The organism is Weissella koreensis KACC 15510 (assembly GCF_000219805.1).
In the GTDB taxonomy this organism is placed as follows: Bacteria; Bacillota; Bacilli; order Lactobacillales; family Lactobacillaceae; genus Weissella; species Weissella koreensis.
In genome coordinates, this window is record NC_015759.1 from 1,296,973 (window position 1) to 1,310,576 (window position 13,604).

General features: G+C 35.6%; 14 protein-coding genes. 9 read left to right on the plus strand and 5 right to left on the minus strand.

Annotation, left to right across the window (positions count from 1 at the left end; translation table 11 throughout):
* Window positions 1-569 precede the first annotated feature (569 nt).
* The 9 genes from WKK_RS06330 (at window position 570) to WKK_RS06370 (ending at window position 8,692) form a co-directional block, all read left to right on the plus strand.
* Entirely contained in the window at window positions 570-944 is a 375-nt protein-coding gene (locus WKK_RS06330; RefSeq protein WP_006845265.1) for an EbsA family protein, read from the plus strand.
* Entirely contained in the window at window positions 941-1,861 is a 921-nt protein-coding gene (locus tag WKK_RS06335; protein WP_013989810.1) for an RluA family pseudouridine synthase, read from the plus strand. The genes WKK_RS06330 and WKK_RS06335 overlap by 4 nt, the downstream gene beginning before the upstream one ends.
* A 3-nt stretch (window positions 1,862-1,864) precedes the next feature.
* Complete coding sequence (gene pyrR, locus WKK_RS06340; protein ID WP_013989811.1) at window positions 1,865-2,380, plus strand: bifunctional pyr operon transcriptional regulator/uracil phosphoribosyltransferase PyrR; 516 nt, start codon at window positions 1,865-1,867, stop codon at window positions 2,378-2,380.
* 48 nt (window positions 2,381-2,428) lie between these two features.
* Entirely contained in the window at window positions 2,429-3,514 is a 1,086-nt protein-coding gene (locus WKK_RS06345) for a carbamoyl phosphate synthase small subunit (protein WP_013989812.1), read from the plus strand.
* The gene (locus tag WKK_RS06350; protein ID WP_013989813.1) at window positions 3,511-5,991 is read left to right on the plus strand and encodes an ATP-binding protein; all 2,481 of its coding nucleotides are present in this window, start codon (window positions 3,511-3,513) and stop codon (window positions 5,989-5,991) included. Before WKK_RS06345 ends, WKK_RS06350 begins: the two co-directional genes overlap by 4 nt.
* Before the next feature lie 19 nt (window positions 5,992-6,010).
* A complete protein-coding gene (locus WKK_RS06355; protein ID WP_006845270.1) occupies window positions 6,011-6,934 on the plus strand; it encodes a peptidylprolyl isomerase in 924 nt (307 codons plus the stop codon).
* Between the two features lie 462 nt (window positions 6,935-7,396).
* Window positions 7,397-7,954: an alkaline shock response membrane anchor protein AmaP gene (gene amaP / locus WKK_RS06360; protein ID WP_006845271.1), complete on the plus strand. Its 558-nt coding sequence runs from the start codon at window positions 7,397-7,399 to the stop codon at window positions 7,952-7,954.
* Window positions 7,955-7,971: 17 nt separating this feature from the next.
* Window positions 7,972-8,169, plus strand: a complete 198-nt coding sequence (locus WKK_RS06365; RefSeq protein ID WP_006845272.1) for a DUF2273 domain-containing protein — start codon at window positions 7,972-7,974, stop codon at window positions 8,167-8,169.
* Between the two features lie 16 nt (window positions 8,170-8,185).
* Window positions 8,186-8,692, plus strand: a complete 507-nt coding sequence (locus WKK_RS06370; RefSeq protein ID WP_006845273.1) for an Asp23/Gls24 family envelope stress response protein — start codon at window positions 8,186-8,188, stop codon at window positions 8,690-8,692.
* Window positions 8,693-8,799: 107 nt separating this feature from the next.
* Here WKK_RS06370 and WKK_RS06375 read toward each other — a convergent pair whose 3' ends face one another.
* The 5 genes from WKK_RS06375 to mvk all read right to left on the minus strand — a co-directional run bounded on the left by WKK_RS06375 (window position 8,800) and on the right by mvk (window position 13,511).
* Entirely contained in the window at window positions 8,800-9,351 is a 552-nt protein-coding gene (locus WKK_RS06375) for a TetR/AcrR family transcriptional regulator (protein WP_006845274.1), read from the minus strand.
* A gap of 105 nt (window positions 9,352-9,456) precedes the next feature.
* Window positions 9,457-10,500: a type 2 isopentenyl-diphosphate Delta-isomerase gene (gene fni / locus WKK_RS06380; protein ID WP_006845275.1), complete on the minus strand. Its 1,044-nt coding sequence runs from the start codon at window positions 10,498-10,500 to the stop codon at window positions 9,457-9,459.
* Window positions 10,490-11,572 (minus strand): phosphomevalonate kinase, encoded by a 1,083-nt coding sequence (locus WKK_RS06385; protein ID WP_006845276.1) that lies wholly within the window; start codon window positions 11,570-11,572, stop codon window positions 10,490-10,492. Before WKK_RS06385 ends, fni begins: the two co-directional genes overlap by 11 nt.
* Window positions 11,565-12,557 (minus strand): diphosphomevalonate decarboxylase, encoded by a 993-nt coding sequence (gene mvaD / locus WKK_RS06390; protein ID WP_013989814.1) that lies wholly within the window; start codon window positions 12,555-12,557, stop codon window positions 11,565-11,567. The genes WKK_RS06385 and mvaD overlap by 8 nt, the downstream gene beginning before the upstream one ends.
* A gap of 18 nt (window positions 12,558-12,575) precedes the next feature.
* Window positions 12,576-13,511 carry a mevalonate kinase gene (mvk, locus tag WKK_RS06395; RefSeq protein ID WP_006845278.1) on the minus strand — a complete coding sequence of 312 codons (936 nt, stop codon included), beginning with the start codon at window positions 13,509-13,511 and terminating at the stop codon, window positions 12,576-12,578.
* Window positions 13,512-13,604 lie beyond the last annotated feature (93 nt).

Here is a 13,604-nt window from a genome sequence, read left to right on the forward strand (position 1 = left end):
TTTGTGAAATAAATTAAAGAAATATTAAGTGATATGATTATTACTTTTGCATTGTAAATCGATTTGTGTATAACAATATTGGGTTTGGTATATACAAACGTGCCTTTTTAGCCTTATTATGAGCTTTTAAAAGATTCGTTTTTTTAAAACATTGTGAAATTGAGAGGCTTAATTTGCTATTTAATAGCTACATTTAAACTTATTAATTTGGAAAAACATTTGAAATTAATTCAGCTATTTTGTTACTTGATAATAATAGACATAAATTATAATTGAAATATTTTTCATGGTAGAAGAAATTTATGTAGTAAATCAAAACATGAAATAATTTAATAGGTCGGATAGTCAAAAAAATTTTAGAACAGATTATAAATATTTGTTAATAAAGTATCAATTTTTTTATTACAGCACAAATTAATTTTATCATCGGTTTAACAACAATCTTATAAGAAGAAGCCATAGTTTGTTTTAAGTTGCTTTAACTGAGTGATATTAACTAGTTTTTTGGCATAAATAGCCATTTCTCTGGTATACTTATGAATAATTATAATGTGAAAAAGGAGGGTATCATGCGAAGCTATTATCAAACAGGAGGCCTATCAGGCTTGGTGATTTGGGCATGGGTCTTAATGATTGGACTTTTAGCATTAACATTACAGTTGGAATTTATTACATTTAATGTTTGGACATACCTAGTAGCAAGTATTTTTGTGGTGGCAGTTGTATTTATGGTTCTTCGCCACAAAGTAGAATTGACTGATGATTATATTCATTTGAAGCAAATTCTTAGTTTCAATCGGTTATCAATTCGTTTGGATGGGATTAAACATGTTCAAATGACTAAGCATGGTATTATCTTTGATTACAATGATAATTCATATGATCTTTTATTAACTAAAAAAATGCGCAGTGCGATTGAACAGAAAATAGGGGCAAAGAAATGACGTTGGAAAAATTTGTGGTAACTGAAACAACCGGACGCTTGGATAAGATTATTGCGGAATATTTACCGCAATATTCACGTTCACAGGCTAATGAATGGATTAAAAATGAGTTAGTGCGTGTCAATGGTGAAATTAAGAAGGCTAAGTATCACGCTAAGCAAGACGAAGTTATTACTATTGAGGTACCAGCACCGGTGACTTTGGACCTTAAACCACAAGATATTCCTTTGGATATTGTTTATGAAGATGATGATGTTTTGGTTGTTAATAAGCCTCAAGGAATGGTTGTTCATCCTTCGCTTGGCCATGAAGATGGAACGCTGGTTAATGCTCTAATGTTCCACACTCCTCTTTCAAATATTAATGGGGTATTTCGCCCTGGGATTGTACATCGGATTGATAAGGACACCTCAGGGCTCTTGATGATAGCCAAAAATGATAAAGCTCATGAAGCCTTATCAGCTAATTTAAAAGCGAAGAAAAATTTGCGTGAATATTTAGTTTTGGTCCATGGTGAATTTAAAGAAAATATTGGAACAATTAAGGCTCCATTAGGACGATCAAGTAAGGATCGCAAGAAACAAGCAGTTGTTTCAGGTGGACGTGAAGCAGTGACTCATTTTAAAGTTATAAAACGCTTTGTTGGTTATACTTTATTATCAGCGACTCTTGAAACAGGTCGAACTCATCAGATTCGTGTGCATTTAGCATATATTGGTCATCCGGTTGCAGGTGATCCATTATACGGTCCAAAGAAAACCTTGCCAGGTAATGGACAGTATTTACATGCCCATACATTGGGACTTACACAACCTACCACAGGTCAAGAATTAGAATTTGAAGCACCATTACCAGAACACTTTACAAAGATGCTTGATCAATTGGAACCATATAGTAATCAGGGGAGTGAGGAATAAGAAATGGCAGCTAAAAAAATTGTTGATGCAATGTCGATGCAACGGGCTTTAACTCGAATTACTTATGAAATTATTGAACGAAATAAAGGAATTGATAATTTAGTTCTCGTGGGAATTAAAACACGTGGCGTTTATTTGGCGCGGCGAATCGGGGAACGATTGCAACAATTGGAAAATGCTCAAGTGCCAGTCTTAGAACTTGATATCTCAAATTATCGCGACGATCGAGATAATACGGCACAAATTGATAATAGTTTTGACCTTAATTTGGATCATAAGCGAGTTATCTTAGTGGATGACGTGCTTTATACCGGTCGGACAATTCGAGCAGCCTTGGATGCCTTGATGGATAATGGACGCCCAGCAGCAGTTAATTTAGCAGTTTTAGTGGATCGAGGTCATCGTGAATTGCCTATTCGTGCTGATTTCGTCGGTAAAAATATTCCAACGGCAGCTTCGGAAAGAATTAAAGTTCATGTACGAGAATTAGATCAACAAGATTCTGTTGAAATTGTTTAAAAAATATATCAAGAAGTTTAAAATTAAAAGCATTAAGGGGATCAATTCATGACCCAGCGATATTTAATACTACAAGACCAAACGGTGTTCAAAGGGGAAGCTTTTGGATCACCCGCAACAACTTTTGGTGAAATTGTCTTTAATACAGCCATGTCGGGGTATCAAGAGATTATTACCAATCCAATTTATCATAATCAAATTGTAATGTTTACAACACCAACTATTGGAGCTACAGGGATTAATCATCGAGCAGATGAGGCAATCGTTCCTACAATTAAAGGAGTCGTTGCTCGTGAAATTTCAGACGTTTCAACCAATCGTCTGCAACAAATGAGTTTAGACTCTTTTTTGAGGCGTCACAATATACCTGGAATTTCACAGATTGATACACGGGCTTTAGCTCGACATTTGAGAAAAACGGGAACACAAAAAGCTAGTATTGTTGATGTTCCAGACGACCACGCTTTTGATCAATTAAGAGCAATGGTTTTGCCAACAAATCAAGTGGCACAGGCTTCAACACCTAAACCTTATGCAAATCCTGGTCGAGGTGCTGATGTAGTCATATTAGATTTTGGTTTGAAGAATGGAATTTTACGTAGTTTAAGAGATTATGATGCTAATATCACGGTTTTACCATACGACGCGACATTAGAACAAATTGTTAATTTGGATCCAGATGGGATTGTTTTATCATCAGGACCTGGGAATCCTTTGAAGCTAAATGAGTCGATTTTAAAATTGATTCGAATGGTTCAAACGGAAATGCCCTTGCTAGGAATTGGACTAGGTCATGAATTATTTGCCCTTGCAAATGGTGCTGAATTAGAACCATTGACTTTTGAACATCATGGAATGAATCATCCAATTCGAGAGCAAATTACAGGTGAGATCATCTTTGCAAATCAAGGGAGTGGTTATGCTGTCAATCGAGAATCTTTGAAAGAAACGGAATTAATGGTCACTCACTTGGATTTGATGGACAAATCAATTTTAGGGATAAGGCATCGAGACTATCCAGCATTTAGTGTTCAGTTTTTCCCAGACGGTGCACCTGGACCGTATGAAGCAACTGATATTTTTGCAGAATTTATGGAAATGGTGACAGCTCGGAAAGGGGGGAACTTACGATGAATGAAAACGTTTTAATCGTTGGTGGCTCCGCGAATGATTTTAACCACGAAACAGAGAGTGATTTTGCTAGCTATCAAGCTGTTTCCGTATTAAAAGCTAAAGGAGCAAATGTCTTTTTAGTTGATGATAATCCTTATAATTTTACAATTGAACGTTCTGATATTACGCCCGTTATTGCTGATTTGACGGTTGAAAATTTAATCGAAATTATTGAAAAATATGATATTGCCAGTGTGATGGCCAATATTGGCGGGACACCTGGGGTACAGATTATTTACCAACTTGTTAATACAATGGGAGATGCTACACCTAAGATGCTCGGTCTTTCAATGGCTGCTTTGGAAGCAACTCAAAACACCGAACTTTTGCGTAGAAATTTGGAAGATTTAGGTGAAACAGGGGTTAAAACAAAGTTAGCTACAAACGTCACTGAAGCCTTTGATGCTGCTCGGGATATTAATTTTCCAGTGGTGGTTAGACCTGTAACTTCAAGTTCTGGAACTCTACGTCTAAATGCAAATAGTCCAGAGCAATTGGAGGAGGCGGTTCAACTAGCATTAGAACGCTCCCCAACGAAACAGGTGAACATTGATCAAGGAATTAGTGGATATCAAGAAATTACATTGGTTGTGCTTCGCGATCATTCAGATCACATGATTTTGGTAGGAGGAATCGAAGATATGGATCCAGTTGGTATTCATACATCAGATTCAATTGCCCTAACACCAATTCAAACTCTGTCTGACCCAGTTTTACAAAAATTGCGTAGATCAGCTTTTAATTTGATGCGAGGATTTAACATTATTGGCTTGGCTCAGGTCCGATTTGCGGTTAATTCCGAGACTGAAGAATATGTTGTAACTCGGTTAAATCCATATTTTGATCGTCAATCAGCATTTATTGCAGTTTCAACGGGTTATCCTTTATTGCCAGTTATGGTTAGCTTGGTAATGGGTGAGAATTTGACTGAAGTGAAGTTACCATCTAACTTCACTGACAATACGGCCCTATTAGAACCAGTTATGGATCATATTGTGACACGTTTTCCAGTTTTTAGCTTTGGTGAGTTTGAAGCCTCGTGGGTGGTTACAGATCATCGGCTAAATACGATTCAAAAATCAGTTGGTGCTACGATTGGAGTTGGACGTAGTGTGGAAGAGGCACTCGAAAAGGCCTTACGAGCAGCGCACTTTAATAGTCGTGATTTCTCACCAACAATTATGAATACGTTATCTGAAGATGATCTAATCGAACGTATTATTCATCCACGCGATAATCGAATACTTGTACTGATGGAGGCGTTGCGTCGTGGATATACTGTTGACGAATTGGCGGAGATGACTAAAATTAATCCGTTCTATTTTTATAAATTACAACGGATCATGCGTATTGAAGAAGATGTTGCCTCTCATCCGTGGAATACGGATATTTTACGGGAAGCCAAGTATTATGGGCTAAGTGATGGATTGATGGCTAAGTTGTGGGATGAAGAGTATGAAAAAATTAGGCGTTTCCGTTGGGACAAAAATATCTTACCAACGTTTAAAGCTTTTGATCCGTCGGCTGGAGAATTTGATGAAAACAATCCACATTTCTATAGCACATTTGAAAAAGAAAACGAAACAAGCCGGCTTTCACAGAATTCCGCATTGGTTGTCGGAACTGGGGCATTTCGCTTAGGGGATGGCGCTGCTGGATCATATACTATGTCGATGGTTAGTTCAGAGCTGCGACGTTTAGGTATTCCAACGATTGTTATGAATAATAATCCTAATGATCTATTATTCATTCCGCAAATTGCTGATAAACATTACTATGAGCCTTTAGAATTATCTGACGTGATGAGTATTCTAGAAGTTGAAAATCCTCAGTATGTTTTTATTCCGGGAAATCGAATTAAATTAATTACTAAATTAAGAGAAATGGGTGTATCAGTTAATGTCATTGCCAAAGATAAATATTTACCAACAAGCTTATCTGAAAACAATGAACAAACAATTGTAAATTATTTCTGGGATGGTCAAATATTGACGCCAATTTCAATGGCACAACAAGATAATTCTCAGATAATTATTGATCAAAAGGTAATGACTGAATCGCTCTATAAATCATTACCACGGCCTAAATTAAAGGTGGCTCATCCAGGCTTATATCAATTGGTTGTTGACCATTGGCCTTTTGAACAAGAAGTGCAGGCAGATGATTTAAGACCAATGCCGTTTACACATTTAGCATTTTTAAATAAAATTACTGGCGTCAACTGGATTAGAATGATGGTAAGATATATGACAGATCAGGTAACCTCAGATGATGAAGTGTTGCTCCAAAATTGGCGAAACCAAAGTTGGGCAATCCCAGCAGGTCGGCTTTCATATTCTAATCCAGATTTTGCAGCCCATCTGAAGATTCGAGAATCCCAAATTGATAATGGTCAATTTGCAATGGGTGCTCGGATGAACAAAATTGAGAACGATTAATAAAGGAGTGTTATTTTTTATGAAAAAAGGTTTATTAGTATTTGGTGGATTAATAATTATTGCAGGTGGTTTGGTAGCTTTTGGATTGTCAAGCGGAAAAAATGTTGCAACTTCAAATGCAGGTTCAATTTCAGAACAGAAATTATATGAAAATTTGAAGAAAACACCAGAGGGTAAGCAAACATTTGCGAACTTGATGATTAAGCAAGTTTTACAAAAAGATTATGGGGATAAGGTAAATCAAAAAGATGTTGATAAGCAATATGCTGATGCAAAGAAGCAATATGGTTCATCATTTGAGACAACCTTGCAAAGTAGTGGAATGACAACTGAATCGTATAAGGATAGCCTTTATCTTTCAGCTTTGGAAAAAGCCGCTTATCAAGCTAATCAAAAATTTACAAATAAAGAATTGAAGCAGACTTATGACGCTTATACACCAAATGTTAGTGCTTCAATCATTAAAACTGATTCAGAAGATGATGCTAAAAAGGTGATTAGTGATATTAAAGACGGTACTAGCTTTGAGGATGAAGCAAAAGATAAGTCAACTGATACCGCTACGAAGGATAAGGGCGGAAAACTAGATAAATTTGATTCAACCGTTAGTTCTTCTGTTGTGAATAGTACAGTGCGTGATGCTGCTTTTAATTTGAAAGTTGGTGATATGTCAGAAACACCAGTGAAGGTAACAGCTGATGGAACTACTAGCACCAGCGATAGTTATTATGTTATCAAATTAAATTCAAAGGATAAAAAAGATAGCTTTGCCAAGTCAAAGGCAAAGATGAAGGATATTATTGTTGAAGATAAATTAAATTCTGATTCAAAGGCAATGCAAACCTTTATTGGAAAGCAATTAGATAAGGCTGATGTTCATATTGCTGATAGTGATTTAAAGACGGCACTTTCGTCTTATACAGAAGCAGCTAATCAAAAATAATTAACAATACAAATGGTGGACATAAGAGAGAATAAAATTCTTTTTTATGCCCATCATTTTTTGTTTAAAATCTTTTATAGACAAATGGAAAAATAATGTCATTTAGGAGTCACAAAAGGTTATATTCTTTTTGATATTTGAGACATTTACATTTTTTAATCTAATTATAATGTAATCGTTTGCTAAATATAATAAAAATTGTTAGAATATAATTATAGCAACAATGTAAACGTATACAAAAAGGAGGTGATTCTATTCGAGTTTAATTATTGGAATGTTAGCCATTAGGATTATGTGGCATTATTAGTATCTTTTATAATATTGTTGGTTTGTGATTAGGATAAATATTTAAGGGCCAACATTGTCTGGTATAGTTTTAATTCTATTGCTATTGAGGGTAATTATATTAGTATTAATTATTTCATTGGTTATTAATAGAATGAAATAAAGGCGGTTGATAATATGAAAAAATGGAAAAAAATATTAATGGCTATTGTTACTATATTGTATATATTCCCTTTCATATCAATGATTAAACCTCATGAAAGTAAAATGATAGGGAATCAAATTAATGCATGGTTAATTCAAAACAATATTAATAATTTTACCGTTGAAACAATTATCGAAATTTATCTGATAATTTGTGTTGTTTTTTTGATTATTATGTTATTTACGATTATTTTCTGGCCATCGGCTAAGAATAATGTTGTATTAACCAATCAGAAGAGTGGAAAATTGGCTCTTGATAATCGCGGGATTAGTAGTTTTATTAATCAAAGATTTAAAGATGAAAATTTGGAAAATATCAATATTAAAATAAAAAACCAAGTTCATTCAATTAAGATTAAGGTATCTGCCGAATCAAAATATCAACAAGATAAAGTACAAAAAATCATAAGATTACAAGACCAAATTAACAAGGATTTAAATGAATTACTTAAAAATACTGATATAAATAAAATTAATACAAATATTGTTATAAATCGCCCAAAAAATAGTAAGAATATTCGCGTCCTTTAGTAGAAGGAGGTAAGGAGATGCAAAATTTAAAATTAGAAGCATCTAAAATTGGACTAGTCATTGGCTTATTACTAGCAATTTTGATTCTAGTTTTTGGATTCTGGAATTCTGTTTTAGTTATTTTATTTGGTGGAATTGGTTGGTTTATTGGTTGGATCATTCAAAATTGGAATATATCATTTGAAAAAATCAAACAAATATTTACTGAATCATAAAAAAGGAGATATTATTATGGAAAAGGGAAGTAATAAAAATCAAGTAATTAAAGGCGATTTAACTTTTGATGATAAAGTTATTCAAAAAATTGTGGGTTATTCAATTGAGAAAATTGATGGACTACTTGGAATTGACGCTGGATTTATTGCAAATGTTAAAAACAAGTTGGTTAATAGTTCAAATCCCACAGAAGGTGTAGAAGTTGAAGTTGGTAAAGAGCAAGTTGCGGTAGATCTCGATATCATTACCGAATTTGGAAAGGATGCTCGTACCATCTATCAAAAGATTCAAGAATTGGTTAAGACTAAAATCATGGAAATGACAGGTCTTGAGTTGATCGAGTTGAATGTAAAGGTAGTAGATATTCAAACTGCTCGTGAATTCAACAAAAATCAAGTAACTTTGCAAGACAAAGCGGGTGATATGGGTCAAACTATTAAGGATAAAACAAAGGATGGCTATGATTCAGTGAAAGATAATTTAGCTGATAATAGCGAAAATCAAGGAGAACGGGTCAAATAAATTAGAATGTATTTACGACAATTACTCAATATAATTAGAATTAAAAAAGATTGAACCTAAACAGAGATGTTAGGTTCAATCTTTTATTTTGGAATGGTATTAAATTTTTATAGAAATGATCCTTGTGCATCTGTCATTTCTTTTGCCATCTCTGCTAAACTTTCAATTGAATCGTGCATTCCTGTTGAAATCCAACGAATCGCAATTGCTAGCATACCAGAAGCAGTGAAGTCTGAAATATAATCGACAATTGCAGCATTAGTAGCATGATTACGTAAAATATCAGAATACAAGTCATGCAAGATATCTCGCAAAGGCGGGTAGAATTGTTCGCGGAGACCTGCATTTAAAAGAATGGCAATCTCAACCGCGTTAGCTTGGATGAATTCAAAAAATGCTTGCGCTACCGCTCTTGAATCTTGCGGGAGGTGCTGGGCATCATGTGAAAAATCATTGGTTAATTGTTCAATGATCGTGTGAATAATATTTTCTTTTGTCCCGAAATGTCGATAGAAAGCCATTCTAGACACGCCTGCCTTACGGGTGATTTCAGTTACCGCAAGTTGGTCATACGACTGGCTTTGAAGTAGTGTTAAAGTTGCATCAATAATTTGATCATCCGTTTGTTGGCGAATGGTTTCAGTTTGTAAATTTCTCATAGCTTAAGTATATAAATAAAAAGCGAACTTGTTTAGCAAGTTCGCTTTTTTGACGTAATAGTTTATTAAATCGCAACTTCTATTAATAAAAATTTAAAAATTAGGCTAATCTAAATGACGTTGTTGAGCATAACTATTTAACTCAGGGCTTAAAATATATGGAACATTTGGTAAATCATTCTGTCCATTTGCACCTACTAGAGCATAAAGTTTAGGCAGATGAGATTGCCATAATTGAATGGTTTCAATTAAGTGATCCGGACCATATTTAAGTAGGTCATGTAAAAAGTAACCGGCAACCCCCACTGCCTTAGCGCCTAAGACCTGAGCCTTAACAACATCAAGGGGAGAGGTGATGCCACCAGTAGCCAAAATCTTAGCATGGCTATCTTTAGTTTCTAATAGCGATTCTGCTGTAGTTTGACCCCAATCGTATAAATATTGATGACTTTGCTTAGTTACAGTAGTGCGGTTTCTTCGATCTTCAATTATTGCGAAATTAGTACCAGAACGGCCACCGACATTAATATATTGAGCACCCATTTGTTCAAGTTGCTTAATAGTTTGTTGATCCATTCCAAAGCCAACTTCTTTAATGATTACTGGAACGTGAATCGTATTAATGATTTCCCCAATTGATTCCATCCAATGAAAATCACGATCCCCTTCAGCCATTACAATTTCTTGGGCTACATTTACATGGATTTCAAGCGCGTTAGCGCCAATCATATCAACTACTTGTTGAGCTTCATGAGCAGTATGTCCTGCTCCTAAGTTGGCAATTAAAAAACCATCAGGATTGGATTTACGAGCAACTTCAAAAGAAGAAATAGCATTATGATCTTTGAGAGCGATACTTTGTGAACCGACAGCCATGGCTAATCCGGTTATTTTTGCGATTTTAGCTAGCTGTTCATTAATCTCACCTGTCTTTTGACTTCCACCGGTCATAGCTTCAATGTAGAAAGGATAATCCCAACCCAAAGCTGAATCTTGAACCTGTAGATTGATTTCTTGGACATTTGTTTCTGGCAAAGATCGATGAATTAAGCGGATTTGCTCAAGTGATGAAATCGGGGGATTTTTTTTAAATTCAGCTTCCGCTAAAGCTAAGTGTTCATCTTTACGATGTGCGTGTTCAGATTCCATAATAAGTTCCTTTCACCGGTGCAATGTTAAGAGGGAGATTTTGAATACCATGAGTTTTCCAAGTATCTAATAGTTTAGGATCGGGAATACGATTTAATGTAAAAGCAATACCGTTGTCGCCATTTCCAGCCCCTGATATTTTACTAGGAAGATTAAATAACTTTGCATCGGATAAAAAGTGCTGTAAAGCTGGTGTTTGATAAGGTATATTTTGATTAATAGTGTAATTAATTAATGTCTTCTGAATTGAAGTTATTGCCAAATTAAAAGCAGACCAATCATTTTGTGCAAGTGATTTTTGTATTTTTAAGACATCTCGATCAGAATCTATTAAAAATTCTGATTCTAATTCTTGTGATTTACTTTGATTGATTTGTTTTAAACTAGTTTGGGTATCAGCAGGACTTTTAGTCCAACCCACAAGAAGGTGCCAATTATTTGGTAAATGGGCATTTTCTAATTTTAATAAAGGCCATTCCATATTAATTAAATTGAGAAGTGAAGTTTGGCGTTTTTCTTTTTCCACCCAAGCTTGATCAAATTTTTGATAAAAGACAATTCCGCCAAAACATGCTGCTGCGATATCACCCATTGATCCTTTTTTGAATTTAGGGAGTTGGAGGAGAGCTAAAGATGCTAATTTAAAAAGCTTTGTTTTAGAGAAAGAGATCTGATGAAATTGTAACAAACTAGCCAATACTCCGACCACCGTTGCGCCAGATGATCCCAAACCGATTTTAATGTGATCGATGCTCAGATGGCTTTCAATTTCTAAACTGAAAGGCTTTAGTGCAGGTGATTTTTCTAAATCTTTCCGAAATTCCTCAAAGATATTCAGTGCTGATTGAATTAGTTGCCATTGTTCATCAAGAGTATTAGGTAAATTTTTTAATTGATTATTAGGAATGGAATATGCTCCTAAGAGATCGCTTTGGATTTCTATTTGTGAAGCTGGTTTAATTTTAAAGTCAATGTATCGATCAATCGCCATCACTAAACTAGAGTGACCACTATGAGTAACTGCAAATTCACCTGCTAAAAATAATTTACCCGGAATCTGAAGCTTAAGCATGTGTGGCCCCATTCTGCCAGATTTTTAACCCTGGGCCCGGCGTAGCTACTTGAATTGTTATTTCAGGTAAGATTGTATGCAAAGCATCTTCAATTTTTTCAGTGTCATCTGGATGTGAGATTATTTTTACATTAGGTCCTGCATCCATAGTCGCATAGACTTTTAGACCATTTTCTCGTAATTCTTGAACCAAATTGATGATCTTCCATGAAATATCAGTTAAGTAAAAGAATGGAGGGTTAGCTACCATATTTTGGGCATGCATCTCTAATGCATTTTGTTCAGCAATTTTTCCTAAGGTGGCTAGGTCATGTTGATTGATCGCTGTTTGCATTGGTTTAACAAGCGCGTTGGAACGTTCAACCCAACTTTGATAAAAGGGAGAATTTTGCATGGCGTTCTGCATTCCACCACGAGAATTTATTTTTTTAGGTTGATCTGAAACAATTACTGTCAAGAGCTGAATGGGCCAATCGACTTGTTCCTGAAGCGGATGGGCAACAGAAGTTTGATGATCAGTTCCTCGATCCCACTGAACGAAGCCGCCAAAGATCGAACGGCTGGCAGAACCTGAACCTTGACGTGCTAAGCGAGAAAGGTCAGCAGGTGTTAGGTCAAGACCAGCGGCTGCAGCAGACGCACCAGCTAAAGCTGCAAATGCAGAGGCAGACGATGCTAAGCCAGCAGCGGTTGGAACATGATTAAATGATTCAACCTTGGCGTATGTATTGATATTGGCTTGTGCGCGAATTAAATCCAGAAAGTTAATGATTTTTTTCTGATCCTTTGCTTTTAAGGATTGGTGATCTAAAGTTATTTGATCATTTGCTAAATCATCATTAAATTCAACGGTGGTTTCTGTATAAAATTCATTTAAAGTTAGGCTAATCGAGGTGGTGGTGGGGATTATTAATTTTTGATCTGCTTTCCCCCAATATTTCAACAGGGCAATATTTGTATGTGCACGCGCTGTAAAAGCCACCATGATTAAGTTCTCCTTTTTTTAATGAGTAGGGTAGGTTTGAGTCCAAACTTCATTGGCCCCCGCAGCCTCTAATGATGCAATAATTTTGTTGGCTACTTCTTGATTGGGCGCCAGAGCTAACATTGTTCCGCCAATCCCGCCACCGGTCAACTTAGCACCAAGGGCTCCGGCTTTTTTAGCAGCATTAATTAGAATATCTAATTTGGGATGTGATACTTCAAGAGCTGTTAATTCTAGTTGGGCTTGATTCATTAAATTACCCAATTCTTTCAAATTATTAGTTTGTAGGGCTTGTTGCGCTTGAGTGGCTAACGAACCCAATTCTTTAATATGTTGCTTAGCTTCAACAGGGTTTTCTTCCAATAGGCTGCGGACTACGGAAACTGCTAAACCAGTTTGACCTTTGATCCCAGTATCGGCTAGGACAATCACCCCTTGTAAATTCAACGAGAACGATTGGGTTATTTTATGTTTAATAAACCAGATGGGAGAATTACTTGAGACTGTTGCGGCATCTAAACCAGATGGTGTTCCATGTGTGATTCTTTCTTCAATGGCCGTCCATTTTTGTAATGTAACAGCATCAAGGCTAGTATCAAAAAAATCGTAAAAAGCGCGAATAATTGCAGTGGCACTAGCGGCTGAAGAACCCATCCCTCGTTCTTGAGGAATATCGGAGCGAAGACGTAAGGTAAATGGTTGCTTGATTGCGTTGAAATTGATAAGTAGTCGATTGACTAACTGTCGAATTCCCTCATAACCTTCAGCCAAACCAGAGAAAGGTCCTTGATACGTTGGAGTAAAAATAATTTGACCAGCTAGTCGTTCTTCAATTGTGGCAGTAAAAGTAATATCGGGAAGCGGTAAAGCAATCGCTGGTTGGCCATAGACGACCGAGTGTTCACCCATTAAAATTACTTTGGCGTGACTTTTACCGATTGATGTTTTTTTCAAGACATTGAACCACCATTTCTAAAAATATTATTAATCAATACATTTTACCAACTTTTTAGCTAATATTGAAGCATTTAAAGATTCTATACCTTA